Source organism: Sphingobium sp. CR2-8, assembly GCF_035818615.1.
In the GTDB taxonomy this organism is placed as follows: Bacteria; Pseudomonadota; Alphaproteobacteria; order Sphingomonadales; family Sphingomonadaceae; genus Sphingobium.
In genome coordinates this window covers 2,223,673-2,249,327 of record NZ_JAYKZY010000002.1, presented here as the reverse complement: position 1 = coordinate 2,249,327, position 25,655 = coordinate 2,223,673, and the positions used below count along the sequence as shown (strand labels likewise).

The window sequence follows — 25,655 nt, the reverse complement described above, 5'->3', positions numbered from 1 at the left end:
TCGCCGTTAGAACAGGCTGTGCCATTACTTAATGGTGGCCATTCCCTTGATCGTCACCCCAGCGAAGGCTGGTGTCTCAGGCGTCAGAAGATGACGTCTGACAGGTCGCGCCAATCTGGATTGCTCTCTTCCACAAGCCGGATTTTCCATTCCCGCTTCCAGGCTTTGAGCGCCTTTTCGCGGGCGATGGCGAGCATGATGTCATCATGCGGCTCGACCAGAACCAATCGGGTCAGACCGTATTTCTTGCAAAAGCCGGAGCCGTTTCGATGTTGTTACGCACGCGCAACGATATTGGCTGTCACGCCGATATAAAGCATGCCCCTCGGCTTATTGGTCATGATGTAGGTGTGGCCGCCTCTCACCATAATCCTACCATAGCGCGTCACCGCCTGAGACCCCAGCCTTCGCTGGGGTGACGGTGAATGCCAAGTCTACTGTACGGTGCGCGCACCCGCAAACCCGACAGTGGGCATATGCGCAGTGAACCGCAGCCCAATCCTATTTGTCGGTCGCGCCCCAGACATCGCTGGCCTTCACATAGCCGCGCTGGCCCTTCGCGTCGAACGCGCACCAGCCGCCCGAACAGTCGCTCAATCGCCCCACCACGCCGCGTTCCGCCCGGAACAGCGCGCGCGCAGTGTCGCTGGCGGATTCGCGCAGCGGCGCGACCGGCGCCCGCACGATCGCGGTCGGCGTGTCGCTCAATAGGCGGACATGCATCCATCCCTGCGCGCCGTCGGGGTCTTCCACTTTGCGCCACAGGCCCAGCACCTGCACCACCTTCACCGGCAGGTCGCGGCGGCGATAGACCCAGTTGGATGGGTAATCCAGGCTCGGCCCCACGCGCATCCGCGCTTCGTCATGCGACAGCGACGCCCAATAGGGCACCGGCTTGCCCGGCGCAGCCAAAGCCGCGCCCGCAGCACCCAACGCCGCAACCATGCCCGCGCCCAGCAGCCACCGCTTCATTCCAGACCCGTTACCCATGTCACCCATGGCCTTTCCATACGCTTTGCCGGGCCGCCTCGACAAGCGTTGATCTTGCCCGTTCGCCCTTATCCGCTTGACCGATGCCACAGGCGGGCATAGCGGCTTTGGTCATGGTCCAGACACCGCGTACGACGCCCCCGCGCAAGACCTCATCGCGTCCCGCCAAGCCGCGCGTCATCGTCACGCGCCGCCTGCCCCCCAATGTGGAGGCGCGCATGGCGCAATTGTTCGACGCCAGTTTCAATGTCGGCGATGTCGCGATGAACCGCACCGACCTCGCCCGCGCCATGGCCCAGTGCGACGTGCTGGTCCCCTGCATCAGCGACCAGATCGACGCCGCGTTGATAGAGGGCGCGCCGGAAAGGCTGCAACTGATCGCCAGCTTCGGCAGCGGTGTCGACCATATCGATCTTGCCGCCGCGCGGAAGAAGGGCGTCATCGTCACCAATACGCCCGGCGTGTTGACCGAAGACACGGCCGACATGACGATGGCGCTGATCCTGTCCGTCCCCCGCCGCCTGGCCGAGGGGGAGAAGCTGGTGCGCAGCGGGCAATGGCGCGGCTGGAGTCCCTCGGGCATGCTGGGCCACCGGATCGCGTCCAAGAAACTGGGCATCATCGGCATGGGCCGGATCGGCCGGGCCGTCGCGCGCCGCGCCCGCGCCTTCGGCCTGTCGATCGCCTATCACAACCGCCACCGCCTCCCGTTCGAAGTGGAACAGGAGCTGGAGGCGGAATGGCATGCCGATCTCGACGGCCTGCTGTCAGGCAGCGACATCGTGTCCATCCATTGCCCGCTCAACGCCGACAGCCGCGCCATGATCGACGCCCGGCGAGTCGCGCTGATGCCCGCCCATGCCTATCTCATCAACACGTCCCGCGCGGAAATCACCGACGAACAGGCACTGATCGCGGCGCTGGACGAAGGGCGGATCGCGGGTGCGGGCTTCGACGTCTATACCCACGAACCGGCGGTCGATGCCCGGCTCCTGGCCCTCTCCAACGTCGTGCTGCTGCCGCATATGGGATCGGCGACGTTCGAGGGGCGCGACGCCACCGGCGCGCGGGTGATCGCCAATATCCGCACCTGGGTCGACGGCCACCGGCCGCCCAACCAGGTGCTGGAAGGCTGGGTCTAGAGCATTTTCGAAGTAGATGGCGTCATCTGCTGGCTCGTAATGCGGAAAACAAAAAGCTAGGCGGCCGCCAGCTGGTCCTTCAGGCTGGTGACGACGACCTGACCGTGCGCCACCGAGTCATGCGCGCGCCGCACCACCGCCAGCGTCTCTTCGTCGATCGCCGAGTCGTTGAGGACGCGCTCGAACTCCTCGCGCAGATAATCCTCGCCGCGGTCGATCGCCTGGACCACGGCCTTGTCGCCGCCACCCAGCGCCACGAAGATATCCTCCATCCGCCGATGCACGGTGCCCGCCATGGACCCGAACGCATTGGGCTTTCCGCCCAGCGCCCGGCTGCGCGCCTGCAACAGGTCGACCGCCTGCGTGCGCTCGATCGCGAGATTACGGAACAATGTCTGGAAATCGACCGAATCCACTTTGTCGGCGCTATGCTCATAGCCCTTCACGCTATCGATCAGCGTGGTGATGAGGTCGTCCAGTTTGCTGACGGCATGATTGTTCGACATGGCCTTCTCCTTTTGGGGATCAGCCAATAACCGACCGGGCAGGGTGATGGTTCAACCAAACCACTGAAAATGAAGCATAATAGCCGGTTAGCCATAGTCTTGGGCGGGGAACAAGCGTCCCCCTCATCTGTTGATCCATGCATGAACCGCCTTCGCCGTGAAAGGATATTCCCATGCTAAAGCTCGCCCTCATTTCCCTGGTCATCGCGGGCGTGCTCGCCTTGCTCGGCTTCGGCGGCGCCGCCGGCACCTTCGTCGGCATCGCCAAGATCCTCTTCTTCATCGCCCTGGCGATCTTCGTCATCTTCCTTGTCCTGGGCATCCTGGCTGGCCGTGGCATCAAAAACTCGCTAGACTGACGCCATGACACAGATCGGCGCTGGCGTGGACGAAACGGGCAGGTTGCTGCGCGACGAAGCCGGTTTCCTGCTCCAGCGCGATCTGGGCGGCAGCTATCGCCTAGTCCTGCTGCGCGTCCCCGTCGATCATGTCGAAAAGCGAGTGCGGGTGCGCGGCTTTTACGCGGGCGACAACATCGTGGAGGCCGAAGGCGTGGCCGCCGCCTGAGCGTCTTGCCAAATGCCGCCGGACGCGCGAATCATTGCGCCCATGCGTAAGATTCTTTCCCTGTTCCTCGCCGTCGCCACGCCCGCTTTGGTGCATGCCCAGACGCCGCCGCAAACCACCGCCCACGATCAACTGGCCAAGGTCATGGACGACCACTGGGCCTGGTATCTGTCCACCCACCCGGTAGAGGCGACAGCGCGCGGCGTGCGCGATTATGATGACCAGATAGCCGACATGTCGCTCGCCGCCCGCGATGCGCAGGTCAGGGCGGAGCGCGCCTTCGCTACCCGCCTGCAAGCGGTGCCGGAACAGCAGCTCGACAACGCCGACCGCGTGAACCGCGACGTACTGCTCTGGATGCTGCGCGACGATATCGAAGGCGACAGCCATCAGGCCGAACGGCTGATGCTCTTCACCAGCTATTATGGCTGGCATCAGGGCTTTTCCGGCATGGCCGACGGCCTGCCCTTCTACAATCGCGCCGACTATGCCAGCTATCTCAAGCGCCTGTCGCTTTATCCCAAGCTGAATGGCGACGCGCTTGCGATCACGCGACAGGCGATCGAGGGCGGCTATGTCCAGCCCTGCTCGGTTCTGCAAAATTATGCCGGGACGATCGGCGGCATCGTCGATGGCAAGCCGCAGGACACGCGCTTCTACGAACCGTTCAAGCGGACCAGGCCCCGCGACATCAGCGATGCCGACTGGACCGCGATGCAGGCGCAGGCGGTGACGATCATCCGCGACGTCCTGACGCCCGAATATCGCAAATGGCAGGATCTGTTCGTGCAGGACTATCTGCCCCATTGCCGCAAGAGCGACAGTGCGTCCGCCTTACCCGGCGGCGCGGCCTGGTACGCGTCGCGCGTAAAGGCGCATACGACCACCGACCTGACGCCCGATCAAATACACAAGATCGGCCTGGATGAAGTCGCGCGCATCGGCAAGCGGATGGACGCCATCGCGGCCCAAGCGGGCTATCCCAGCCGCGCCGCCTATATCCGGCATCTGCGCACCGATCCGTCCTATTATGCCAGGACGCCAGAGGAGCTGCTGCGGGTCGCCGCGCGCCAGGCCAAGGCGATAGACGGGTTGCTGCCCCGCTATTTCGGCACATTGCCGCGCCTGCCCTATGGCCTCAAAGCCATTCCTGCCGCCGAAGCGGAAGGGACCACCACCGCTTATTATATGCCCGGTGCGCCCGAAAGCGGAATATCGGGCACCTATTTCGTCAACACGTCCAAACTGGACCAGCGCCCCTATTGGGAACTGCCCGCGCTGACCGCGCATGAAGCGGTGCCCGGCCATCACAACCAGATCGCGCTGCAACAGGAATTGCCGCTGCCCCCGTTCCGCAAATATCTGGCGAGCTTCACCGCCTATGTGGAGGGCTGGGCGCTCTACACCGAATATCTGGGGGAGGAGATGGGCCTTTACGACACGCCTGAAAAGATGATGGGCCGCCTGTCCTACGAAATGTGGCGCGCCTGCCGCCTCGTGGTCGATACCGGCATCCACGCCAAGGGCTGGGACAAGGCCAAGGCGGTCGCCTTCATGCAAAGCAACAGCGCGCTCAGCGCCGCGAACATTGATGCGGAGGTCAATCGCTACATCAGCTGGCCGGGCCAGGCGCTGGGCTACAAGCTGGGGGAGATCAGGATCCGAGCGCTGCGGGCGAAGGCGGAGGAGGCGCTGGGTGCCAAGTTCGACCTGCGCCGCTTCCACGACGCGGTCCTTTCGCAGGGCGCGGTGCCGCTGACGGTGCTGGAAAGCCAGATCGACGCATGGATCGCGGCGGAAAAGGCGCGCGCCTGACCGGCGTCAGCTGATCGGGAACGGCTCCAGCACCACAGGCTGAACCACCGCGCCACTCCAGCCCCGATAGCTAAGATCGATCGGCAGAACGGCTTCGCAACAGGCGCACTCGGCCATCACCCGCCCCACGATCCACTGGCGTTCGCCACAGTCGGGGCAGGCGGCCGCGCGCCCAGGGCGATAGGCCAGCACATGGACGGAAGATCGTTCGGCGGCACCTGAACTGGTCGCAGTCATGGCTGGATGTCCCCTTGTTGCACATCCTAAACGTATCACGCGCCATTGGTTTCCTGCGAACCATTGTCAGCAACAGAAAATGACGGAAATAAAGGATCGTTCGGCTGGTTTGTCCATTTGACTTGCCAGCCCCAATCTGTATGGCACCGCAGCATCGGGACATACCTGCTTCGACCACTGGTTGGGGCGCTTGTTCGCCACCTTGCCGACCGGTCGTCTATCACGGTCCGGCGAGACACTGGTGGAATTGCGTTCATCCTCTGGCCGAAGCGCCATGCGAGGAGACGCACATCTTATGACCGCCATCGGACAGGACACATTGGGCACGCGCGACGTTTTGAACGTCGATGGCAAGGACATCGCCTATTATTCGTTCAAGAAGGCCGCCGCGAAGCTTGGAGACGTTTCGCGCCTGCCTTTCTCGATGAAGGTGCTGCTGGAAAACCTGCTCCGCTTCGAGGATGGCGTCACCGTCACCACCGATGACATCCAGGCGATCGTCGACTGGCAGAATGACCGTGGCAAGGCGGAGCGTGAAATCCAGTATCGCCCCGCGCGCGTGCTGCTTCAGGATTTCACCGGCGTCCCCTGCGTGGTCGACCTTGCCGCCATGCGCGATGCGATGAACGCGCTGGGCGCCGACGCCAGCAAGATCAACCCGCAGGTGCCCGTCCACCTCGTCATCGACCACTCGGTCATGGTCGATGAATTCGGCACGCCCAAGGCGTTCGAACAGAATGTGGAAATCGAATATCAGCGCAATATGGAGCGCTACGACTTCCTGAAATGGGGCAGCAAGTCCCTCGCCAATTTCTACGCGGTCCCCCCAGGCACCGGCATCTGCCATCAGGTGAACCTGGAAAATATCGCCCAGGCCGTATGGTCGAGCGAAGGCCCTGACGGCGTCACCGTCGCCTATCCCGACACCTGCGTCGGCACCGACAGCCACACCACCATGATCAACGGCCTGGGCGTGCTCGGCTGGGGCGTGGGCGGCATCGAAGCCGAAGCCGCGATGCTGGGCCAGCCTGTTTCCATGCTGATCCCCGAAGTCGTCGGTTTCAAGCTGGTCGGCGCACTGACGGAGGGCGTCACCGCCACCGACCTGGTGCTGACCGCCACGCAGATGCTGCGCGCCAAGGGCGTGGTCGGCCGTTTCGTCGAATATTTCGGCCCCGGCCTCGCCTCGCTCAGCCTTGCCGATCGCGCGACGCTCGCCAACATGGCGCCCGAATATGGCGCGACCTGCGGCTTCTTCGGCATCGACGACAAGACGCTGGACTATATGCGCCTGACCGGCCGCACCGATGAGAATATCGCCCTGGTCGAAGCCTATGCCAAGGAGCAGGGCTTCTGGATCGACCCCACGCTCGACCCGGTCTTCACCGACACGCTGGAACTGGACCTCGCGACCGTCGTCCCCAGCCTTGCCGGTCCCAAGCGCCCGCAGGATCGCGTCGCGCTGCCGGAAGTCGATGACGTGTTCAACGCCGATCTGGCCAATGTCTACAAGAAGGCGCAGCAGCGCGTGCCGGTCGAGGGCAAGGATTTCGACATTGGCGACGGCGACGTCACCATCGCCGCGATCACCAGCTGCACCAACACGTCGAACCCCGGCGTCCTGGTCGCCGCTGGCCTCGTCGCCAAGAAGGCGAACGAACTGGGCCTCAAGCCCAAGCCCTGGGTGAAGACCTCGCTCGCGCCGGGTTCGCAGGTCGTCACCGACTATCTGGAACGCGCCGGTCTGCAATCGCATCTGGATGCGGTCGGCTTCAATCTGGTCGGCTATGGCTGCACCACCTGCATCGGCAACTCCGGCCCGCTGGCGCCCGCGATCAGCGCGGCGATCAACGAAAACGGCCTGGTCGCGGCGGCCGTCATCTCCGGCAACCGCAATTTCGAAGGCCGCGTGTCGCCCGACGTGCGCGCCAACTTCCTGGCCTCGCCGCCGCTGGTCGTCGCCTACGCGCTCAAGGGCACGGTGATCGAAGATTTCATCACCACCCCGATCGGCGTCAGCACCGCAGGCAACGATGTCTATCTCAAGGACATCTGGCCCACCAACGACGAAGTCGCGTCGACCATGGCGGGTTGCATGGACCGCGCCATGTTCCAGGCGCGCTACGCCAATGTCTATAAGGGCGACGCCCATTGGCAGGCGATCGACGTGACCGGTTCGGACACCTACAGCTGGCGCGCCGGTTCCACCTATGTCGCCAATCCGCCCTATTTCGAAGGGCTGAGCATGACCCCGGCGGCGGTCGAGGACATTATCGAGGCCAAGCCGCTGGCGATCTTCGGCAACTCGATCACCACCGACCACATCTCGCCTGCCGGTTCGATCAAGGCATCGTCGCCCGCGGGCCAGTGGCTCAGCGAGCATCAGGTCGCGCAGGCCGACTTCAACAGCTACGGCGCGCGTCGCGGCCATCATGAAGTCATGATGCGCGGCACCTTCGCCAACATCCGCATCAAGAATTTGATGCTGGACGGCGTCGAAGGCGGCATGACCAGCTACAAGGGCGAAACCCTGCCGATCTACGACGCGGCGATGAAGCACAAGGCCGACGGCACGCCGCTGGTCGTCATCGGCGGCAAGGAATATGGCACCGGTTCGTCGCGCGACTGGGCGGCGAAGGGGACCAACCTGCTGGGCGTCCGTTCGGTCATCGTGGAAAGCTTCGAGCGTATCCACCGGTCGAACCTGGTCGGCATGGGCGTCCTGCCGCTCCAGTTCAAGGACGGCCAGAACAAGGACACGCTGGGCCTGACCGGCGACGAAAGCTTCACCATCACCAACGTCGCGGGTCTCAAGCCGCGTCAGGACGTAGACGTGGTCGTGACGCGCGCCGATGGCTCGACCTTCACCTTCACCGCGCTGTGCCGGATCGACACGATCAACGAGCTGGAATATTTCCTGAACGGCGGCATCCTGCAATATGTGCTGCGCAAGCTGGCTGCTTGATCGCATAACATATTGAATTTATAGAATAAAATGGCTCCTTCTGGCAACGGAAGGGGCCGTTTTTATATGGCGCTACTATTGTCCATTTCGCTGTCTCTTTTCCTGTTTCCCGCCGCGCGATAGCGGCGGTTGCGGCCGGGCAAGAAAGGCTGGGGTGGCGGTCGGCCGCATGATTGTCTAGCGTCCTGCTCAGCAATGAAGAGAGCGTTGATCGTCCGTCATGTCCCGCGCGAAGGTGCGGCAGGCTATCTCCAACCGATCGAGGCGGCGGGCTATCATATCGACCGTGTCGATGTCGCCAGCCCCGACTTCGCGGATGTCGACCTGTGCGATCCCGACCTGCTCATCATGATGGGCGGGCCGATGGGCGTCTACGAACAGGACATCCATCCCTGGATACCGATCCAGATCGCAAAGCTGGCCGCGCGGCTGGCGGCGGATCGCCCGACGCTGGGCGTGTGCCTGGGCAGCCAGATGATCGCGGCGGCGCTGGGCGCGCGGGTCTATCCCGGCGGCCATATGGAACTGGGCTTCGCGCCCGTCAGCGTGAACGACGCGGGCACGGAATCGCCGCTGCGCCATATCGACGGCGTGCCGATCCTCCATTGGCACAGCGACACGTTCGACCTGCCCGACAATGTCGAACTGCTCGCCTCCACCCATCGCTATGCCCATCAGGCATTCCGGCGCGGCCCGAACCTCTTGGCCCTGCAATTTCATGCGGAAATGGGGGAAGACCCACGGTTCGAGGATTGGCTGACCCATTTCTGGGCGGACCTGGACGTCGCGCGCCAATGCGGCCTTGCCCTGCGCCGGGATCATGACGCCCACGGGCCTGCCGCCGTCGCGGCCGGACGCGCGATGATCGGGGAATGGCTGGCGGGGATTAAAGCCTGATACGACCGGTACGGGTTGATCTCTCCGCGCCGTTGCTATTAACTCTGACAAATGACGAAGATGAACTGGAAAGCGAGCCGCCGCGATATGATTGCGGGCGGCATGGCAGGGCTTGCGGCCGCTGGTACGGCGCGCGCAGGCGCAACGAAAACGGCAGCCGGGAAGGGCGCACTACTGGCGCCCCGTCCGCCGATGGGCTGGAACAGCTGGAACAGTTTCGCCACCACCATCACCGAAGCGCAGGCGCGCGAAACCGCTAGCATCATGGCGGAAAAGCTGCTGCCCTTCGGCTACGACATCTTCACCGTCGACATCCAATGGTATGAACCCGACGCGTCCAGCTACACCTACAATGCCAGGCCCAAACCCGCGATGGACGGCTTCGGCCGGATGATCCCGGCCCCCAATCGCTTCCCCTCCAGCGCCGGTGGCAAAGGCTTCACCGCGCTCGCCAGCCAGGTCCACGCATTGGGCATGCAATTCGGCATCCACGTCATGCGCGGCATCCCGCGCGCGGCGGTGGAGGCGAACCTGCCGATCAAGGGCACCCGCTATCGCGCCGCCGACATCGCGGACAAGGGCAGCATCTGCTCCTGGAACCCCGACATGTACGGCGTCGACATGACGAAGCCCGGCGCGCAGGCCTATTATGACAGCATCTTCCAGCTCTATGCCGACTGGGGCGTCGATTTCGTCAAGATGGACGATATGAGCCGCCCATACGACGCGCACGCGCCGGAGATCGAGGCGGCGCACAAGGCGATCGTCGGCACCGGCCGAGCCATCATCCTCAGCCTGTCGCCGGGCGAAACGCCGGTGATACGCGGCGACCATGTGCGCAAATATGCGCAGATGTGGCGCATTTCCGACGATTTCTGGGACGACTGGGCCATGCTGGAGGCGCAGTTCACCCGGCTGGAAAACTGGACGCCCTATCGCGGGCCGGGGTCATGGCCCGACGCGGACATGCTGCCGCTCGGCCGACTGGCGCTGGGCGAACGGGACACGCGTTTCACGCCCGACGAGCAGAAGACGTTGATGACGCTCTGGGCGATCGCGCGATCCCCGCTCATCATGGGTGGCGACCTGCGCCATCTGGATGCGCCGACGCTGGCGCTGCTCACCAATCGCGCTGTGCTGGCGGTCAATCAGGTAAGCCACGACAATCGTCCGCATTTCGTGGCAGACGGCATGCGCCTCTGGTCGGCCAAGGCGGAGGGGAGCGCGGATCGCTATGTCGCGCTGTTCAACACCGGCGACAAGGCGCGGGAGGTTGGCGTAAAGCTCCGCGATCTGGGCATCAGCGGACCGGTGGCGGTGCACGACCTGTGGGCAGGCAAGGCGCTGGGGCGGGCGGCGGAACGGGTCACCGCAACCCTGCCGCCGCATGGCAGTGCGCTATATCGGTTGGGTTGACCAGTTGTAGCAAAACTGTTCCCCGGCGCAGGCCGGGGCCCAGTTGCAAACGCTGATCTGGACCCCGGCCTGCGCCGGGGAACAATGTATTTAGGTAGTAACCTGGCGACCCACCTTACTTCCGCGCCGCCGCGCTCTTGTCCCGCACCGCCTTGAACTCCGATCCGGCCTTCCATTGCGGCCAGCGCGTCGAATTGGCGAGGTCGCGGCCGATGTTGAGCATCAGGTCCACGTCCTGCGCCGCCCCGTCCAGCTTCCATGTGTCGTCCACCGCGTCGCAGGCCTGATGATAGCATGTGCCGGTATAGGCATCGATCCACGCCTGCCCGGCGGCGCGGCCACCCTCGACCAGATCGGACGCGCCCGCCAGCCCCATCATCAGCAGCACGGGCACGCCGCGCTTGGCCATGGAAAAATGGTCGGCGCGGTAGAACAGGCCCCGTTCGGGCAGGCTCTCCTGCGTGATGACGCGACCCTGCTTGCTCGCGAACCTGGCCAGATCATCTTCAAGGCTGTTCTGCCCCTTGCCGATCAGGATGACGTCCTTCGCCTTGCCGCCGGTCTGGAGCACGTCGATGGTCAGGTTCGCGACGGTCTTGTCGATCGGATAGACCGGGTTCTGCGCATAATGTTCGGAGCCGAGCAACCCGCGCTCCTCCGCCGTCCAGGCGGCGAACACGACTGAGCAATTCGGCGCCGGCGCGGCCTTCAACGCGCGGGCGATTTCGAACAGGCCCGCGATGCCCAGCGCGTCGTCGTTCGCCCCCGCGCGGTAGATGCGGCCCTGCGCGTCGGGCTTGCCCTTGCCATAGGCGTCCCAATGCGCACCATAGATGACCGTTTCGTCGGGACGCTTGGCGCCCGGAATGCGGGCCAGGACGTTGGCGCTCTGCACGACTTCCTGCGTGACCGGGAAAGCGGCGGAAAAGGTTGCGCCCTTCAACGCCACCGGCTTGAACGTCGCCGATCGCGCCTGTTTGCGCAACGCGCCCAGATCCTGACCCGCCCCGGCAAAGAGTTTCGTCGCGGCATCGCCCTCGACCCAGCCCTGCACCTGCAAACTGGTCAGCTTGTCGGCGGGCCGGACGAGGTCGTAATTCTCGCCGCCAGGGCTGACGACGACGTTCCAACCATAGCCTGCGCCCGGCGTGTCATGGACGATCAGCGCGCCGATTGCCCCGCGCCGGGCCGCCTCCTCGAACTTGTAGGTCCAGCGGCCATAATAGGTTATCGTCTTGCCGCCGAACTTGCCGAACGGGTCTTCGCCCCTGGCCGCCTCGAAATCCGGGTCGTTGATCAGGAAGACGGCAACCTTGCCTTTTAAGTCCACGCCCTTGAAATCGTCCCAGCCCCGTTCGGGCGCGGATACGCCATAGCCCACGAAGACCAGCGGCGCGTTGGCGACGGCGACCTTGTCCTTGGGCTGGAGCGTGGACAGATAGACTTGGTTGCCGAAAGTCCAGGGCGTGGCCGCGCCATTCTGCGCGATCTGCAATCCCTGCGCCTGACCCAGGCGGGTGTGGAGCAGCGGCACCGTCTGCACCCATTGCCCGTCCGGCCCGCCCGGCTCCAGCCCTAGTTGCTCGAAGCGGGCGACCAGATAGCCGATAGTCCGCTCTTCACCGATCGTGCCGGGCGCGCGTCCTTCGAACAAGTCGGACGCCAGCGTGCGGACGGATTGCTCCAGCCGCTTGGGATCGGTGGTCTGGGCAGAAGCGGGAAGGACGGCGGTCAGCCCAAGGGCCAAGGCAAGGATGCGTGTGATCATGCCTCCGCTCTAGCCCCGGACGGCTGGCGGGAAAGACCGTTCAGAACTCGGTTTCCAGTTCGATCATTTCGTCCGGCTCGGCGCGGGCATCCTCTATCCATTCGCGCATTAGATCCCAGCTGTTGATCGTCTGGCAATAGGCGGCGGACCTTTGCGACACAGGCACGGCATAGGTCAGGAAGCGCTGCGCCACCGGGGCGAACATGGCGTCGGCGACGGTCGGTTCGTCGCCGAACAGCCAGGGTCCGCCATAGCTGTCCAGGCATTCGGCCCATATCGCTTCCACCCGCTCGATATCCGGCTTTGCGCCGGAAAAGATCGGAAAGCGCGCATGGCGTACCTTCAAATTCATCGGCAGGGCGGAGCGCAGATTGGCGAAGCCTGAATGAATTTCCCCCGACACCGACCGGCAATGGGCGCGGGCGATACGATCGGCTGGGTACATGCCGACATTGGGATAAAGTTCGTGCAGATATTCCGCGATCGCCAGCGTGTCCCACACGCTCGCACCCTCATGCGTCAGGCGCGGCACCAGGACGGAGGGGGAGAGCAGCAGCAGTTCGGCCCTATTGTCCGGGTCGTCCAGCGCGATCGTCTTTTCCACGACCCTCAGCCCCGCAAGGCGGCACAACAGCCAGCCGCGCAGCGACCAGGACGAGTAATTTTTGCTGGACAGAGTGAGTATCGCGGCCGCCATAGGACTCTCCTGCTTTGGGGCAAACCTCCCATTTATGATGATGCGGTGCAACATAAAAAGCATGTATAGCGTTGCATCATAATATCGATTCGGTTCGCGGAAATAGAATAAGGTCCAACCCCCTCATGCGCATGCTGTATAGTGGTTATCAGGCTTTGAACGATATGCTGGCCCCGGCACGTTTCGGGGCGCAGATCGCTCTTGGCATGCGCGACAAGATGGGACCGGTGGCCGATTGGGCGATGCCGCGCCGCATGTTCGCGATGATGGACGTGTTCCAGGGCGCGAAGCTGACGCACAAGCGCCCCGCCTATAATATCGACAGCGTCACCAGCGGCAACGCGCAGGTGCCAGTGCGGGAGGAGGTCGCGCTAGACCTGCCCTTCGGCGACCTGCTGCATTTCGTGAAGGACGAAGTGGAGGCCGCGCAGCCCAAGGTGCTGGTCGTCGCGCCGATGTCGGGCCATTTTTCCACCCTGTTGCGCAGCACAGTCGCAACGCTGCTGCGCGATCATGACGTCTATATCACCGATTGGAAAAATGCGCGGGACGTGCCGCTGGAGGCGGGGCGCTTCGGCTTCGACGACTATGTCGACTATGTGATCCGCTTCCTGCAGGAACTGGGCGAAGGCGCGCATCTGGTGTCGGTATGCCAGCCCTGCGTCCCCGCCATGGCGGCGGTCGCCCTGATGTCGGAGGACAAGGACAAAGCGACGCCCCGGTCGATGACGCTGATGGGCGGGCCGATCGATCCCAACGCCGCGCCGACTTCGGTCAACGACCTGGCCAACGAAAAGCCGATCGAATGGTTCGAGGAGAATCTGATCTCAACGGTGCCGTTCCGCTATGCCGGGCGCGGGCGGGAGGTCTATCCGGGCTTCCTGCAATTGTCGGCCTTCATGTCGATGAACATGGAGCGGCATGGCGCGCAGCATCGCGAGCTGTACCAGCTGCTCGCCGACGGCAAGGCGGAAGAGGCGGACAAGATCAAATCCTTCTATCAGGAATATTTCGCGGTCCTCGACATGACCAAGGAATTCTATCTGGAAACCGTCGATATGGTGTTCCAGCGGACCTTGCTCGCCAAGGGCGAACTGACCGTGCGCGGTCGCAAGGTCGATACCGGTGCCATTCACAGCACCGCGCTGCTGACGGTGGAGGGGGAACGCGACGATGTCTGCGCAGTCGGCCAGACGTCGGCGGCCCATGCGTTGTGCACCGGATTGCGGCCGCATCTGAAACGCCATCACCTCCAGCCGGGCGTGGGCCATTATGGCGTCTTTTCCGGCAGCAAATGGGAAAAGCAGGTCTATCCCCAGGTGCGGAACATGATCCTGGCGATGAACTGATACCGAGTTGCATGGATAGAAACCTATAGCCCGTTGTTCGCAGGCCTACAGGTCAGCATCATCCCATTCTGCTATTCCATAGCGTTGGGCAGACGGGTCGCTGGAGTGGTCAATGTCCATGACCGGCGGGTGGGGTCAGCCTTTACTGCTCCGGTCGGCTCCAAATCCAACTGCCCCCGATCAACGCGGCGGCGATCGGGACCAGAAACCAGGGCCATGGCGAAAAGAGCAGGGCCAGCACCACACTGAACGCGAACGCGGCCAGCGCCGCTTTCTTGCCCCGGCGGCTGATCGCGCCATGGTCCCGCCAGCGGCGGATATGCGGGCCGAAATGCTTGTGGTCCAGCAGCTTGGCCTCCAGTCGCGGGCTGGACCGGGCGAAGCAGAAGGCCGCGAGGATCATGAACGGGACGGTCGGCAACAGCGGCAGGAACGCCCCGATCGCGCCTAGGCCGATCGAGGCGAAACCCGCGAAAAGGTAGAAATACCGCCGCATGAACTATCCTGTTTAGCGCGGCGGTGATGCCCGCGCGGTGCATGCTGCTGGTTTGCAGGTGCGGCGTGGGATGGCAAGCGGGATATGGGCGGGCAATGGACGTTCCATCCTTGAGGCCCGTTCGCCCTGAGCCTGTCGAAGCATGTCCTGAGCGCCTGCCTTGGCAGGCAGTCGAAGGGGGCCTTTCTTTCCGGCAAGGACAGGGCTTCGACTAATACCATATGTGGACGGCCTCCTCCCTGCAAGGCGGTCACAGTGATTTGATCTAATCGCTTGCGTCCATATGTCCGGCCTTTGGGTGCGTCCGCACATGGACGCTGGCCAAGATGGTTTCCGCAGCGAGTGTTCCAAACAACCTGACGACCTTCGGAGGGCCATTGGTATTAACGGAATGTCACACGCCTTGGATCGATTGATCACACCATCTGCTATTCCTGCAAGTTCAGGCACCAGATCAGCACGGCAGCGTCAATATGTGCTCGCCGTTACTGACTGATCTCAAGCTGCGCATGCATGGGGTGGCGGTGAGGTGTTTGCGCGATAAGCTTCGCCGGTCATCATCATCTTCCAAGCAATACGAGCAATCTTGTTGGCCAATGCGACCGCGACCAGTTTCGGCGGTTTGCGTTTGAGCATTTCGAGCAGCCAGGGCGTAGCATTCTTACCGCGTCCTGTTCGCACATGCTGAAGCAAGGCGGTAGCGCCGACCACGAGCGTGCATCGCAGCGCCTCGTCGCCTGCTCGAGTGATGATGCCCGGCCTGCTCTTTCCTGCCGTCGAATGATCTTTGGGCGTCAGACCCATCCATGCAGCAAACTGTCGACCGGATGCAAAGAGCTCCGGCGCTGGCGTCTTCATCATCAGCAAGGCAGCCCCGACCGGCCCGACGCCTGGAATTTGAGCCAGACGACGACTGCACTCATTGGCCCGGTGCCACTTCATCAGCTTCTCGTCGATTTCGTCGAGCTGTTCTTCCAGATGCCGATATTCCACGGCATGGGACGCAAAGAGTTCACGCGCGAGTGCGGGGATTGCAGGATCTGTGGCGATACGATCGAGTAATGGCTCAACCTTGCACATGCCCTTTGCCGCTGTGAGCCCGAATTCGGCCGCATAGCCTCTGATCGCGTTGGCGAGCTGCGTTCTGTTTCGAACCAGCCTGTCGCGCATCCCCATCAGCATCAATGATGCCTGCTGCTCGGCGCTCTTCATCGGTACGAAGCGCATAGTCGGGCGACTCATCGCCTCGCAAAGTGCCTCCGCGTCTGCTGCATCATTCTTGCCGCGTTTCACATACGGCTTCGACAATTGGGGTGCGATCAGCTTTACTTGATGGCCAAGTGAACCGAGCAATCGTGCCCAGTGATGCGAACTGCCACAAGCTTCGATCGCGACCACTGTTGTAGGAAGCTTTTCAAAAAACGCTATCATCTCCGAGCGGCGCAGCTTCTTGCGCAACACGGGCTGATCGGCGGCATCCACACCGTGCAGCTGGAAAACATGCTTTGACGTATCCATGCCAATTCGGATAATTTGTTCCACGGACGGTCTCCTCGTTTGAGATTACAACAACCTCATTCTGGCACATCGCGATGCCGTACGGAGGCCGTCCACCCCAACAAAATGCGATGATGCTAACCCATAGGGCAAGTTCCCCGGCGCAGGCCGGGTCCAGTCCCGCACTCAGAACTGGACCCCGGCCTGCGCCGGGGAACAACTGGCTATAGTTTCCTATCAATGCAACTTGGTATAAGCTCAGCCCGAACGGATTTCGGATGCCTGTAAGGGGTCGGACATGCCCCTCACGCAGACGGCAGCCGCAACCGCACGAGCAGCCCGCCCAGATCCTCGCTCTCCTCCAGCGCGACCGTCCCGCCATAAATTTCTGCAACGTCGCGGACGATGGCGAGGCCGAGGCCGGTGCCGGGCTTGCCCGAATCCAGCCGCACGCCCCGATCGAAGATGCGCACCCGTTCGGTTTCGGGAATGCCCATGCCGTCATCCTCGACCAATATCTCCACCATGCCGCCCGCGCGCGCGACCACGGTGGCGAAGACGCTGCCGCCGCCATATTTGGCGGCGTTTTCGATGAGGTTGCCCAGCATTTCGTCCAGATCCTGGCGCTCGACCCGGACGGCGGCGTCCTTGTCGCCGTCCATGTCGACACGGGCTTCGGGATAGAGGCGCTGGACCGCGCGCTCGACCGCAGTCAGGCTGGCCCAGACCTCCGCCCGGCTCTGCGCCGCGCCGCGCCGACCCACCGCGCGGGCGCGGGCGAGGTGATGGTCGACCTGCCGCCGCATCGTCGTCGCCTCGCGGATCACCGCGTCGCCCAGGTCCGGCGCCTGCGCCGTCGCCGCATTCATGATGACGGTCAGCGGCGTCTTGAGCGCATGGGCCAGATTGCCCGCATGGGTGCGCGCTTCCTCCGCCTGGCGTTCATTGTGGGCGAGCAGGGCGTTCAGTTCCTCGACCATGGGCAGCACTTCGGCGGGCATGGGTTCGGTCACGCGGCTTTTCTCCCCGCTGCGCATGCGGATGATTTCCAGCCGGACTTTGCGCAGGGGGCGCAGGCCGTAGATGGTCTGCATCGTTGCCAGCATGAACAGGCCAAGCGCCAGCAGCGCGAAACTGTTGAACAGAGTGGTGCGCAGCGTCCTGATCTGTCCGTCCAGCCCCTCGCGCGCCTGGCCGACCATGAACAGCCAGCGGGTGTTGGAGCCGGGCAGGACGACGGTGCGCTCCATGATGCGCAAATCCTCTCCGGGAAATTGCTTGCTGTTGTAGATATGGAGGTGGCGGTCCTGATGTTCCGCCGGCACCTTGAGCGCGCGATCCCACAGCGAGCGGGAGCGCCAATCTTCATGCCCCTTGGCGCTGATCTGGTAATAAAGGCCGCTGCTGGGTTCCAGGAAGCGCTGGTCGGCCAGTTCGCGGTTGAACAACACTTCGCCGTCCGGGCCGATTTCTGACGCGGCGATCATCGCGGTCAGCACATAATTCATGCCGTCGTCGAAATTGCGCGTGATCGCGTCCGCTAGCACCCGGTCCAGCGCCACGCCGCCACCGATCAGCAACACGCTGATCCACAGCGCGGCGATGCCGATCATCCGTCGGCTGATGGAGCCGGTGGAGCGGACGGGGGGAGGGGATAGGTTGTCCGTCACTATTCACCGTTCGGTTCGAGCAGCTTCGAGAAGCGCCTGTCGAGAATATGAGCGGCAAGACCCGTTCTCGACAAGCTCGAACCGAACGGGGCTGGGAGGGCGGTGATTGTTACCGCCCCGGCTCGTCCAGGCTGTAGCCAAGGCCGCGAATGGTGGTGATGACGTCCGCGCCCAGTTTCTTGCGGATGCGGGTCACGAACACTTCGATCGTGTTGGAATCGCGGTCGAAATCCTGATCGTAAATATGTTCGATCAGTTCCGTGCGGCTGACGACCTTGCCCTTGTGGTGGAGCAGGTAGGACAAGAGCTTATATTCCTGCGCGGTGAGTTTGACCGGGTCGCCCTTCAGCGTCACCTTGCCAGACCGGGTGTCCAGCCGGACATCGCCTGCGATAAGTTCGCTCGACGCATTGCCCGACGCGCGGCGGATGAGCGCGCGCAGGCGGGCGATCAGTTCCTCGCTCTGGAACGGCTTGGCGAGATAGTCGTCCGCGCCCGCATCCAGCCCTGCCACCTTGTCCGACCAGCTGTCGCGCGCGGTCAGCACCAGCACGGGAAAGGCGCGGCCTTCCTTGCGCCAGCGGTCCAGCACGGTCAGGCCGTCGATGGTGGGCAGGCCCAGGTCCAGCACGACCGCGTCATAGCTTTCGGTCGCGCCCAGAAAATGGCCGTCCTCGCCATCGGTGGCAAGGTCCACGGCATAGCCTGCGCCCTCCAGCGTGTTCCTGAGCTGCTGGCCCAGATTCGGTTCATCCTCGACGATCAGCAGGCGCATGGGTCTGGTCCGTTTCTCTTATTGCGTGTCGTGAAGCGTGCGGGTCAGCGCGCCATACCGATGATATCGCCTGTCCGGCCATCCGCATCAACCCACATCACCTTCCCGTCCTTCACATATTTCAGGCGATAGCGGTTGGACGACGGGTCGAATTCGCTGCCGACATAGGATGCGCCGCCCATCGCCGCGTCGACGCGGCGCTTGATCATGGCGAAGGGCATGACCTGCCCGTCCAGCATGGCGCGGCGCGCGGCGTCCTGTTCGTCACGACGATTGCCCGCGTCGGCGGCGGGCATGGCCATCGTCAGGGCAAGGGTCGCGCCGAAGGCGAAGGTCAGGGAGCGGGGCAGGCGGTTCCATGGCATAGGCATGGGCATGACATAGGCGCAGGGCATTGAACAGGTGGTGAATAGACGGACGGCGAATAGAAGAGGCGGCGATGTCGCTACATCGCCGCCTCTTCTATTCAGGGTCATCCCCGCCTGCGCGGGGATGACGATGTCGGTTTATCGGCAGATCTTACTTATCCAGCGCATATTGGACCGTGAGCGTCACCGAAGCGCTGACCTGGCCGGGTTCGACCGGGGTCGTCGTCACGGCGTCCGCCTTGAAGCGGGCGCTTTGCATCATGGGCATGGGTGGCTGGCCGCCACTGTTGTTTTCGCTGATCGACACGAGGCGGGCCGAGCGGAAACCCGCCGCCTGCGCATAATAATCGGCCTGCGCCTTCGCGCTCTTTAGCGCCGCGCCGCGCGCCTGCACGATCAGGGGCGAGGGGTCTTCGATGGAGAAGGTCGGGCCATTGATGTTGGTCGCGCCTGCCGCAACCATGGCGTCGAGCGAGGCGCCGACCTTTTTGATGTCGCGCAGCTTCACGGTCAGCTGGTTGGACGCTTCATAGCCGATGAAGCGCGGTCCTTCGGGCTGGCCGTCGCGGTTGCTATAGTCATATTGGGCCGACAGGTTGATGCCGCTGGTCTGGATGTCCTTCTTGGCGATCCCTGCCTTGGCGAGGGCGGCGATCAGCTTTTCGGTCTTGGCGGCATTGTCCTGCATCGCGGCCTGTGCGGTCTGGGCGCGGGTCTGGACGCCGGTGCCGACGGTCGCGACGTTTGGCGCAGCCTCGACGCTTTCGGTGACGTTGAGCGTCACGACCGGCGCCGTCTCGGCGATGGTGACGCTGGTCTGGGCGACGGCCGCAATCGGCAGGGCGGCAACGCCGAGCGCCATCAGGGCGAGAGCGGATTTCATGGATATTTCTCCTCTGGAAGTCGTGCGCCCCATTTGGCCGGGGTGCGATGAATGGACGCTGACATGCGTTGAAAGCCGTCGGACAGCTTTCCGGTTCCGCACTTGCTACCGCGCGTCGTAGGCCTTAGCTGCACCGCCATGGCAGCTCCTATTCTCTCGTTCGAAAATCTCGGCCTCTCGCAGGGCACCCATTGGCTGTTTCGCGGCCTCAACATCGCGGTGGGCGCAAAGGATCGGCTGGCGCTGATCGGCCGCAATGGCGTGGGCAAGACGACGCTGCTCAAATTGCTGGGCGGGCAGATCGAAGCGGACGAAGGCGTGCGTTCGGTGCAGCCGGGCGCGCGGGTCATCACGCTGGAGCAGGACCCGGACGTCACGCCCTTCGCTACGCTGCACGATTTTGCGCTGTCGGGCGCGTTCGCGCCGCCCGCGCATGCGGTGGAGGCGATCGCCGACCAGCTGGGCATAGACCTGTCGCGCGAGGCGAAGACGGCGAGCGGGGGCGAGCGCCGCCGCGCCGCCATCGCCCGCGCGCTGGCGAGCGAACCGGACCTGCTGTTGCTGGACGAGCCGACCAACCATCTGGATATCGCCGCGATCGACTGGATCGAAAACTGGATGGCACGCTATAATGGCGCGTTCATCGTCATCAGCCATGACCGCGCCTTCCTGACGCGGTTGACGCGCCAGACCTTGTGGCTGGACCGGGGCAGATTCGCCGCAACGAGATCGGCTTCGGCGGGTTCGAACAGTGGATGGAAGCGGTCTATGCCGAAGAAGCGCGGGCAGCTGAAAAGCTGGACGCGAAGCTGAAGATCGAGGCGCATTGGCTGGAACGCGGCGTCACCGCGCGGCGCAAGCGCAACCAGGGGCGGCTCGCCAAGCTGTGGGAGATGCGCGAAACGCGCGCGGCGATGAACGGGCCGCAGGGCATCGCAAAGATTGCGGTGGCGAGTGACGACAGCAAGACCAAGAGCGTCATCAAGGTCGAGCATGTCACCAAGACATTCGGCGAGCGGACGATCATCGACGACCTGTCGCTGCGCGTGCAGCGCGGCGACCGGATCGGCATCGTCGGGGGCAACGGCGCGGGCAAGTCGACACTGCTGAAATTGCTGACCGGCGAACTGGTGCCCGACAGCGGCAGCGTGACGCTGGCCAAGACGCTGGACATGATCTTCATCGACCAGCAGCGCAGCCTGATGCAGGGCGACAAGACCGTCCGCGACGTGCTGGCCGAAGGGGGCGACTGGATCGACGTGCGCGGGGTGCGGAAGCATATCCACGGCTATCTGAAGGACTTTCTGTTCGACCCGTCGTTGGCGGAGGCGAAGGTCGCGACATTGTCCGGCGGGGAGCGGTCGCGTCTGCTGTTCGCGCGCGAATTCGCCCGCGAATCGAACCTGCTGGTGCTGGACGAGCCGACCAACGACCTCGACCTCGAAACGCTGGACCTGTTGCAGGAAGTGATCGCCGATTATGATGGCACCGTGCTGATCGTCAGCCACGACCGCGACTTTCTGGACCGCACAGTTACGGTGACGCTGGGGCTGGACGGCACGGGCGTCGTGGACGTGATCGTGGGCGGCTATGCCGACTGGATCGCCAAGCGCGATCCGCGCAAGGCGGCCAAAGCGGAGAAGAAGGCGGTTGCCGCGCCCCCGCCGCCCAAGCCCGTGTCGGCCAAGCTGACCTACAAGGACCAGCGCGACCTGGAACTGCTGCCCAAGCGGATCGAGGAACTGGAAGCGGCGATCGTGCGCGATGAAGAGGCGCTGGCCGATCCGGCGCTCTATACGCGCGACCGCAAGCGGTTCGATGCGCTGACGAGCGCGATCGAAAAGGCGCGGAGCGATAAGGATGCGGCGGAGGAGCGCTGGCTGGAACTGGCGGAAAAGGCGGAAGGGTTGGCGGGGTAGTCCTCATCTCTCATCCGTTCGGGCTGAGCTTGTCGAAGCCCTTTCCTTTCTTCAAAAGAAGCAAGGCCGTTGGCTTCGCCGACCTTCGGTTCGACAGGCTCAGGGCGAACGGTGATGAGAGGCTGCAATCATGGACACGCACAGCACGGCCCAGCCCCACCACGCCATCCATTATGTCAACCGCGTCGGCTGGCTGCGCGCGGCGGTGCTGGGGGCGAATGACGGGATCGTGTCCACCGCCAGCCTGATGACGGGCGTCGCCGCATCGGGGGCGGGGTCGCAGTCCATTTTACTGTCGGGCGTAGCCGCGCTGGTAGCCGGGGCGATGTCGATGGCGGCGGGCGAATATGTGTCCGTCAGCGCCCAGTCCGATACCGAACGCGCGGACCTGGCCAAGGAGCAGGCGGCGCTCGCCAGCCAGCCGCATGCCGAATGGGTGGAATTGCGCGACATCTATGTCGATCGCGGCCTGACCCGCGACCTGGCAGGACAGGTGGCCGAGCAGTTGATGGCCGCCGACGCGCTGGGCGCGCATGCGCGCGACGAACTGGGCATTTCCGATCTGGCGACGGCGCGGCCGGTGCAGGCGGCCTTGGCCTCCGCCGCCAGTTTCGCCACGGGCGCCGCGCCGCCGGTGCTGGCGGCGGCGCTGACGCCGGCGAGCGGCGCGATCCCCGCGATCGTCGGGGTGTGCCTGCTCTGCCTGCTGCTGCTGGGCTATGTCGGCGCGCGGCTGGGCGGGGCCAGGCCGTTGCGATCGGTCGTCCGCACCCTATTCTGGGGCATGCTGGCGATGGCGGTGACGGCGGGCGCGGGACATCTGTTCGGCGCGGCGATTTGATGCCAAGGTCCGCCGCGACCCGATTCCCAGGAGAAGACCATGACCGATATCCAGCAGATCCCGCTCAAGACCATCAAGGGCGCTGACGCCAGCCTGGCGGATTATGCAGGCAAGGTGGTGCTGGCGGTCAATGTGGCGTCCAAATGCGGCCTGACCCCCCAATATGAAGGGCTGGAAAAGCTCTACGCCGATTATAAGGACAAGGGGCTGGTGGTCGCCGGTTTCCCCGCCAACGACTTCGGCGCGCAGGAGCCGGGCAGCAACGACGAGATCGCGACCTTCTGCACCACCAATTTCGGTGTCGACTTTCCGATGTTCGAAAAGATCGTCGTCACCGGGCCGGACAAGCACCCGCTCTATGCCGCGCTGACCAGCGCCCAGCCCGATGCGCAGGGCGATGCCGGTGGGTTCCGTGAGAAGCTGACCGGCTATGGCATCACGCCCAATCCGCAACCCGAAGTGTTGTGGAATTTCGAGAAGTTCCTGATCGCCAAGAATGGCAGCGTCGCCGCCCGCTTTGCGCCCAACACCGCACCCGATGACGCCGGGCTTGTCGCCGCGATCGAGGCGGAACTGGCGAAGTGATGCGGGCGATGCTGATGGGCGCGCTGCTAATGAGCGGCGCGCCGATGGCGCATGCCGCGCTCAGCCCGGCGGAACAGAAGATCGGCGCGACCGTGGAGGCGGGCTATGAGCCGTCCATTTCGTTGCTCGAAAAACTGGTGAACCAGAATAGCGGGTCGATGAACTTTGTAGGCGTGAAGGCCGTGGCCGATATGCTGCGGCCGGAATTCGAAGCGCTGGGCTTTACCGTAACGTGGCAGCCGATGGACGCGGCCAAGCGCGCCGGGCATCTGATCGCGGTGCATAAGGGGAAAGCGGGCGGCACGAAGATGCTCCTGATCGGCCATCTCGACACCGTGTTCGAACCGGATTCGCCGTTTCAGACCTTCAAGCGCGAGGGTGACTTTGCGTCCGGTCCGGGCGTTTCCGACGACAAGGGCGGGGTGGTGACGATGCTGCTGGCGCTAAAGGCCATGCAGGCGGCGGGCACGCTGAAGGCCGCGAACATCAAAGTGGTGCTGACCGGTGACGAGGAGGATTCGGGCGATCCGGTGTCGATCGCGCGGGCCGACCTGATCGCCGCGGGCAAGCGCGCTGACGTAGCGCTGGATTTCGAAGGGCTGGCCCAGGAGTCCGGCAGGGACATGGGATCGATCGCGCGCCGATCGTCCAACAGCTGGACGCTGACGACGACGGGCAAGTCGGGCCATAGTTCGGGCATTTTTTCCGCATCGGCGGGCGATGGCGCGATCTATGAACTGGCGCGAATCGTCACCGCCTTCCGCAAGGAATTGCCCGAGCCAAACCTGACATTCAATGTCGGGCTGATCGGCGGCGGGCAGAGTGCCGACGTCGACAAGGACGGCGTGCGCATCGCGGTGACGGGCAAGACCAACATCATTCCGCCGATTGCGGTGGCGAAGGGCGATTTCCGTACGCTCAGCGAAGAACAGACGAAGCGCGTCCAGGCGAAAATGCAGGGAATCGTGGATGCCGGGCACCTGCCCGGCACCGGGGCCAGCATCGCGTTCGACCTGGGCTATCCGTCGATGGCGCCGACCGCAGGCAACAAGGCGCTGCTGGCGAAGCTCAACGGCATCAACAAGGATCTGGGGTTGCCGGAGATGCCGGCGCTCGATCCGTTGAAGCGCGGGGCGGGCGACATCGCCTTCGTCGCGGCGGACACTGACGGGCTGGTGGGGCTGGGCCTGGCGTCCAGCGGCGATCATAGCCCGGCGGAAAAAGCGGACCTGTCGACCATGAAGCGCCAAGCCAAGCGCGCCGCGATGCTGATGAGTAGGCTGGCGGTGGAGAAGGGGCGGAAATAGGGGAGCACGCCGCTGCCTAGAGCATTTTCGAAGCAGATGGCGTCATCTGCTGGCTTCGCGGAAAACAAAGGATGGGATGGCACAGGGGCGTGTTCCCGCGCAGGCGGGAACCCAGTCCTGCCGTCCGAACTGGGTTCCCGCCTGCGCGGGAACATGCAGGACTTCAATGATGCCAGGAAAAGAGCTAGATCGCGCCATGCTCCCACCCACGCCCTCGCTCGCCACGACGATCGGTCCGGTGCTTGAAACATTGAGCATCGTGGGTACCTTCGTCTTCGCCGCATCGGGCGCGCTGGCGGCGGCGCGGTTGCAGCAGACATTGGTGACCTTCACCTTCTTCGCGCTGGTCACGGGGGTAGGTGGCGGCACGGTGCGCGACCTGCTGATCGGCGCGCCGGTCTTCTGGGTGGTGGACGCAGTCCCGGCCATCGCCTGTATGGGCGCGGCGTTGCTGGTGTGGTTCACACCGCGCAAATTCTGGAGCGAGCGGGCGCTGGACTGGCTCGACGCGATCGGGCTGGCCGCCTTCGCCGTGTTCGGCGCGGCCAAGGCGATGAGCTTTGGCGTGCCGCCCTTCGTCGCCGGGATCATGGGGGTCGTCACCGGCTGCGTCGGCGGCATCATGCGCGACCTGCTGGCGGGGGAGCCGTCGATCCTGCTGCGACCCGAACTTTATGTGACGGCAGCGGCTTTCGCCTCGGGCCTGTTTGTGGCCTTGCGCTGGATTGGACTGGACGTGCCGGTCGCGGGGGTGATCGCCGCGCTGCTGGGCTTTGCACTGCGCGCGATGGCGATCTGGCGCGGGCTGGGACTGCCGGTGTATCGGGACAGGGACGGGCAGGCGTGATGTAAGATACACGTCATGCCAGCTAAGGCTGGCATCTCAGGCGGGGGCACGGCGCAGTTGAACTTGGTCGTATCAAGTTCGAATTTCATTCCGCCATCGCCTGAGACCCCAGCCTATG

Annotated in this window: 23 protein-coding genes and 2 pseudogenes; 13 read left to right on the top strand and 12 right to left on the bottom strand. The window is 63.9% G+C overall.

Annotated elements, in window-relative coordinates; genetic code table 11:
* Positions 1 to 83: 83 nt before the first annotated feature.
* Together U5A82_RS14875 and U5A82_RS14870 are read right to left on the bottom strand one after the other, a co-directional pair.
* A pseudogene (locus U5A82_RS14875) lies at positions 84 to 368 on the bottom strand (GIY-YIG nuclease family protein).
* Positions 369 to 501: 133 nt separating this feature from the next.
* Entirely contained in the window at positions 502 to 999 is a 498-nt protein-coding gene (locus tag U5A82_RS14870; protein WP_326291613.1) for an SH3 domain-containing protein, read from the bottom strand.
* 209 nt (positions 1,000 to 1,208) lie between these two features.
* Between U5A82_RS14870 and U5A82_RS14865 the strand changes: the two genes are divergently transcribed.
* Positions 1,209 to 2,132: a 2-hydroxyacid dehydrogenase gene (locus U5A82_RS14865; RefSeq protein WP_326292955.1), complete on the top strand. Its 924-nt coding sequence runs from the start codon at positions 1,209 to 1,211 to the stop codon at positions 2,130 to 2,132.
* Between the two features lie 56 nt (positions 2,133 to 2,188).
* Here U5A82_RS14865 and U5A82_RS14860 read toward each other — a convergent pair whose 3' ends face one another.
* Complete coding sequence (locus U5A82_RS14860) at positions 2,189 to 2,638, bottom strand: ferritin-like domain-containing protein (protein ID WP_326291612.1); 450 nt, start codon at positions 2,636 to 2,638, stop codon at positions 2,189 to 2,191.
* Between the two features lie 173 nt (positions 2,639 to 2,811).
* On the opposite strand from U5A82_RS14860, the gene U5A82_RS14855 reads away from it, so the two are divergent.
* Genes U5A82_RS14855 through U5A82_RS14845 form a run of 3 tightly spaced genes read left to right on the top strand, consistent with a single transcriptional unit; the run spans position 2,812 to position 5,020 of the window.
* Positions 2,812 to 2,997 (top strand): DUF1328 domain-containing protein, encoded by a 186-nt coding sequence (locus U5A82_RS14855; RefSeq protein WP_326291611.1) that lies wholly within the window; start codon positions 2,812 to 2,814, stop codon positions 2,995 to 2,997.
* A 4-nt stretch (positions 2,998 to 3,001) separates the two neighbouring features.
* Complete coding sequence (locus tag U5A82_RS14850; protein WP_326291610.1) at positions 3,002 to 3,205, top strand: DUF5818 domain-containing protein; 204 nt, start codon at positions 3,002 to 3,004, stop codon at positions 3,203 to 3,205.
* A gap of 42 nt (positions 3,206 to 3,247) precedes the next feature.
* Positions 3,248 to 5,020, top strand: a complete 1,773-nt coding sequence (locus U5A82_RS14845) for a DUF885 domain-containing protein (protein WP_326291609.1) — start codon at positions 3,248 to 3,250, stop codon at positions 5,018 to 5,020.
* A gap of 6 nt (positions 5,021 to 5,026) precedes the next feature.
* On the opposite strand, the gene U5A82_RS14840 is transcribed toward U5A82_RS14845, so the two are convergent.
* The gene (locus tag U5A82_RS14840) at positions 5,027 to 5,257 is read right to left on the bottom strand and encodes a hypothetical protein (RefSeq protein WP_326291608.1); all 231 of its coding nucleotides are present in this window, start codon (positions 5,255 to 5,257) and stop codon (positions 5,027 to 5,029) included.
* A 295-nt stretch (positions 5,258 to 5,552) separates the two neighbouring features.
* Between U5A82_RS14840 and acnA the strand changes: the two genes are divergently transcribed.
* The 3 genes from acnA to U5A82_RS14825 all read left to right on the top strand — a co-directional run bounded on the left by acnA (position 5,553) and on the right by U5A82_RS14825 (position 10,535).
* Positions 5,553 to 8,222 (top strand): aconitate hydratase AcnA, encoded by a 2,670-nt coding sequence (gene acnA, locus U5A82_RS14835; RefSeq protein ID WP_326291607.1) that lies wholly within the window; start codon positions 5,553 to 5,555, stop codon positions 8,220 to 8,222.
* 195 nt (positions 8,223 to 8,417) lie between these two features.
* Entirely contained in the window at positions 8,418 to 9,119 is a 702-nt protein-coding gene (locus tag U5A82_RS14830) for a glutamine amidotransferase (RefSeq protein ID WP_326291606.1), read from the top strand.
* Between the two features lie 60 nt (positions 9,120 to 9,179).
* Entirely contained in the window at positions 9,180 to 10,535 is a 1,356-nt protein-coding gene (locus U5A82_RS14825) for a glycoside hydrolase family 27 protein (RefSeq protein WP_326291604.1), read from the top strand.
* 115 nt (positions 10,536 to 10,650) lie between these two features.
* On the opposite strand, the gene U5A82_RS14820 is transcribed toward U5A82_RS14825, so the two are convergent.
* Both U5A82_RS14820 and U5A82_RS14815 read right to left on the bottom strand, forming a co-directional pair.
* Entirely contained in the window at positions 10,651 to 12,303 is a 1,653-nt protein-coding gene (locus U5A82_RS14820) for a M28 family metallopeptidase (protein WP_326291603.1), read from the bottom strand.
* Between the two features lie 40 nt (positions 12,304 to 12,343).
* On the bottom strand, positions 12,344 to 13,000 hold the full coding sequence (locus U5A82_RS14815) for a glutathione S-transferase (protein ID WP_326291602.1): 657 nt from the start codon (positions 12,998 to 13,000) through the stop codon (positions 12,344 to 12,346).
* 125 nt (positions 13,001 to 13,125) lie between these two features.
* On the opposite strand from U5A82_RS14815, the gene U5A82_RS14810 reads away from it, so the two are divergent.
* Positions 13,126 to 14,349 carry a polyhydroxyalkanoate depolymerase gene (locus U5A82_RS14810; RefSeq protein WP_326291600.1) on the top strand — a complete coding sequence of 408 codons (1,224 nt, stop codon included), beginning with the start codon at positions 13,126 to 13,128 and terminating at the stop codon, positions 14,347 to 14,349.
* Between the two features lie 142 nt (positions 14,350 to 14,491).
* Here the strand turns inward: U5A82_RS14810 and U5A82_RS14805 are convergent, their stop codons facing one another.
* The 6 genes from U5A82_RS14805 to U5A82_RS14780 all read right to left on the bottom strand — a co-directional run bounded on the left by U5A82_RS14805 (position 14,492) and on the right by U5A82_RS14780 (position 20,038).
* Positions 14,492 to 14,845 carry a YbaN family protein gene (locus U5A82_RS14805; RefSeq protein WP_326291599.1) on the bottom strand — a complete coding sequence of 118 codons (354 nt, stop codon included), beginning with the start codon at positions 14,843 to 14,845 and terminating at the stop codon, positions 14,492 to 14,494.
* 498 nt (positions 14,846 to 15,343) lie between these two features.
* On the bottom strand, positions 15,344 to 16,387 hold the full coding sequence (locus U5A82_RS14800) for an IS110 family RNA-guided transposase (RefSeq protein WP_326291598.1): 1,044 nt from the start codon (positions 16,385 to 16,387) through the stop codon (positions 15,344 to 15,346).
* 260 nt (positions 16,388 to 16,647) lie between these two features.
* Positions 16,648 to 17,955 carry a sensor histidine kinase gene (locus U5A82_RS14795; RefSeq protein ID WP_326292954.1) on the bottom strand — a complete coding sequence of 436 codons (1,308 nt, stop codon included), beginning with the start codon at positions 17,953 to 17,955 and terminating at the stop codon, positions 16,648 to 16,650.
* Between the two features lie 166 nt (positions 17,956 to 18,121).
* Positions 18,122 to 18,787, bottom strand: a complete 666-nt coding sequence (locus tag U5A82_RS14790) for a response regulator transcription factor (protein WP_326291597.1) — start codon at positions 18,785 to 18,787, stop codon at positions 18,122 to 18,124.
* A gap of 44 nt (positions 18,788 to 18,831) precedes the next feature.
* Complete coding sequence (locus U5A82_RS14785) at positions 18,832 to 19,182, bottom strand: hypothetical protein (protein ID WP_326291596.1); 351 nt, start codon at positions 19,180 to 19,182, stop codon at positions 18,832 to 18,834.
* Between the two features lie 124 nt (positions 19,183 to 19,306).
* Entirely contained in the window at positions 19,307 to 20,038 is a 732-nt protein-coding gene (locus U5A82_RS14780) for an SIMPL domain-containing protein (RefSeq protein WP_326291594.1), read from the bottom strand.
* A gap of 138 nt (positions 20,039 to 20,176) precedes the next feature.
* Between U5A82_RS14780 and U5A82_RS14775 the strand changes: the two are divergent.
* The 5 genes and pseudogenes from U5A82_RS14775 (at position 20,177) to U5A82_RS14755 (ending at position 25,537) form a co-directional block, all read left to right on the top strand.
* A pseudogene (locus U5A82_RS14775) lies at positions 20,177 to 21,957 on the top strand (ABC-F family ATP-binding cassette domain-containing protein).
* 130 nt (positions 21,958 to 22,087) lie between these two features.
* The gene (locus tag U5A82_RS14770; protein WP_326291593.1) at positions 22,088 to 22,798 is read left to right on the top strand and encodes a VIT1/CCC1 transporter family protein; all 711 of its coding nucleotides are present in this window, start codon (positions 22,088 to 22,090) and stop codon (positions 22,796 to 22,798) included.
* 39 nt (positions 22,799 to 22,837) lie between these two features.
* The gene (locus tag U5A82_RS14765; RefSeq protein ID WP_326291592.1) at positions 22,838 to 23,383 is read left to right on the top strand and encodes a glutathione peroxidase; all 546 of its coding nucleotides are present in this window, start codon (positions 22,838 to 22,840) and stop codon (positions 23,381 to 23,383) included.
* Positions 23,383 to 24,690, top strand: a complete 1,308-nt coding sequence (locus U5A82_RS14760) for a M20/M25/M40 family metallo-hydrolase (protein ID WP_326291591.1) — start codon at positions 23,383 to 23,385, stop codon at positions 24,688 to 24,690. Before U5A82_RS14765 ends, U5A82_RS14760 begins: the two co-directional genes overlap by 1 nt.
* 196 nt (positions 24,691 to 24,886) lie before the next feature.
* A complete protein-coding gene (locus U5A82_RS14755) occupies positions 24,887 to 25,537 on the top strand; it encodes a trimeric intracellular cation channel family protein (RefSeq protein ID WP_326291590.1) in 651 nt (216 codons plus the stop codon).
* Positions 25,538 to 25,655: the final 118 nt, after the last annotated feature.

What these genes read in the sequence shown, in the direction of transcription:
- U5A82_RS14820 (WP_326291603.1), bottom strand. Translation starts at nt 12,303, where the DNA reads ATGATCACACGCATCCTTGCCTTGGCCCTTGGGCTGACCGCCGTCCTT.
- U5A82_RS14860 (WP_326291612.1), bottom strand. Translation starts at nt 2,638, where the DNA reads ATGTCGAACAATCATGCCGTCAGCAAACTGGACGACCTCATCACCACG.
- U5A82_RS14870 (WP_326291613.1), bottom strand. Translation starts at nt 999, where the DNA reads ATGGGTGACATGGGTAACGGGTCTGGAATGAAGCGGTGGCTGCTGGGC.
- U5A82_RS14845 (WP_326291609.1), top strand. Translation starts at nt 3,248, where the DNA reads ATGCGTAAGATTCTTTCCCTGTTCCTCGCCGTCGCCACGCCCGCTTTG.
- U5A82_RS14815 (WP_326291602.1), bottom strand. Translation starts at nt 13,000, where the DNA reads ATGGCGGCCGCGATACTCACTCTGTCCAGCAAAAATTACTCGTCCTGG.
- U5A82_RS14770 (WP_326291593.1), top strand. Translation starts at nt 22,088, where the DNA reads ATGGACACGCACAGCACGGCCCAGCCCCACCACGCCATCCATTATGTC.
- U5A82_RS14765 (WP_326291592.1), top strand. Translation starts at nt 22,838, where the DNA reads ATGACCGATATCCAGCAGATCCCGCTCAAGACCATCAAGGGCGCTGAC.
- U5A82_RS14855 (WP_326291611.1), top strand. Translation starts at nt 2,812, where the DNA reads ATGCTAAAGCTCGCCCTCATTTCCCTGGTCATCGCGGGCGTGCTCGCC.
- U5A82_RS14785 (WP_326291596.1), bottom strand. Translation starts at nt 19,182, where the DNA reads ATGCCCTGCGCCTATGTCATGCCCATGCCTATGCCATGGAACCGCCTG.
- U5A82_RS14865 (WP_326292955.1), top strand. Translation starts at nt 1,209, where the DNA reads ATGGCGCAATTGTTCGACGCCAGTTTCAATGTCGGCGATGTCGCGATG.
- U5A82_RS14830 (WP_326291606.1), top strand. Translation starts at nt 8,418, where the DNA reads ATGAAGAGAGCGTTGATCGTCCGTCATGTCCCGCGCGAAGGTGCGGCA.
- acnA (WP_326291607.1), top strand. Translation starts at nt 5,553, where the DNA reads ATGACCGCCATCGGACAGGACACATTGGGCACGCGCGACGTTTTGAAC.
- U5A82_RS14780 (WP_326291594.1), bottom strand. Translation starts at nt 20,038, where the DNA reads ATGAAATCCGCTCTCGCCCTGATGGCGCTCGGCGTTGCCGCCCTGCCG.
- U5A82_RS14850 (WP_326291610.1), top strand. Translation starts at nt 3,002, where the DNA reads ATGACACAGATCGGCGCTGGCGTGGACGAAACGGGCAGGTTGCTGCGC.
- U5A82_RS14805 (WP_326291599.1), bottom strand. Translation starts at nt 14,845, where the DNA reads ATGCGGCGGTATTTCTACCTTTTCGCGGGTTTCGCCTCGATCGGCCTA.
- U5A82_RS14790 (WP_326291597.1), bottom strand. Translation starts at nt 18,787, where the DNA reads ATGCGCCTGCTGATCGTCGAGGATGAACCGAATCTGGGCCAGCAGCTC.
- U5A82_RS14810 (WP_326291600.1), top strand. Translation starts at nt 13,126, where the DNA reads ATGCGCATGCTGTATAGTGGTTATCAGGCTTTGAACGATATGCTGGCC.
- U5A82_RS14755 (WP_326291590.1), top strand. Translation starts at nt 24,887, where the DNA reads ATGCTCCCACCCACGCCCTCGCTCGCCACGACGATCGGTCCGGTGCTT.
- U5A82_RS14760 (WP_326291591.1), top strand. Translation starts at nt 23,383, where the DNA reads ATGCGGGCGATGCTGATGGGCGCGCTGCTAATGAGCGGCGCGCCGATG.
- U5A82_RS14840 (WP_326291608.1), bottom strand. Translation starts at nt 5,257, where the DNA reads ATGACTGCGACCAGTTCAGGTGCCGCCGAACGATCTTCCGTCCATGTG.
- U5A82_RS14825 (WP_326291604.1), top strand. Translation starts at nt 9,180, where the DNA reads ATGAACTGGAAAGCGAGCCGCCGCGATATGATTGCGGGCGGCATGGCA.
- U5A82_RS14795 (WP_326292954.1), bottom strand. Translation starts at nt 17,955, where the DNA reads ATGATCGGCATCGCCGCGCTGTGGATCAGCGTGTTGCTGATCGGTGGC.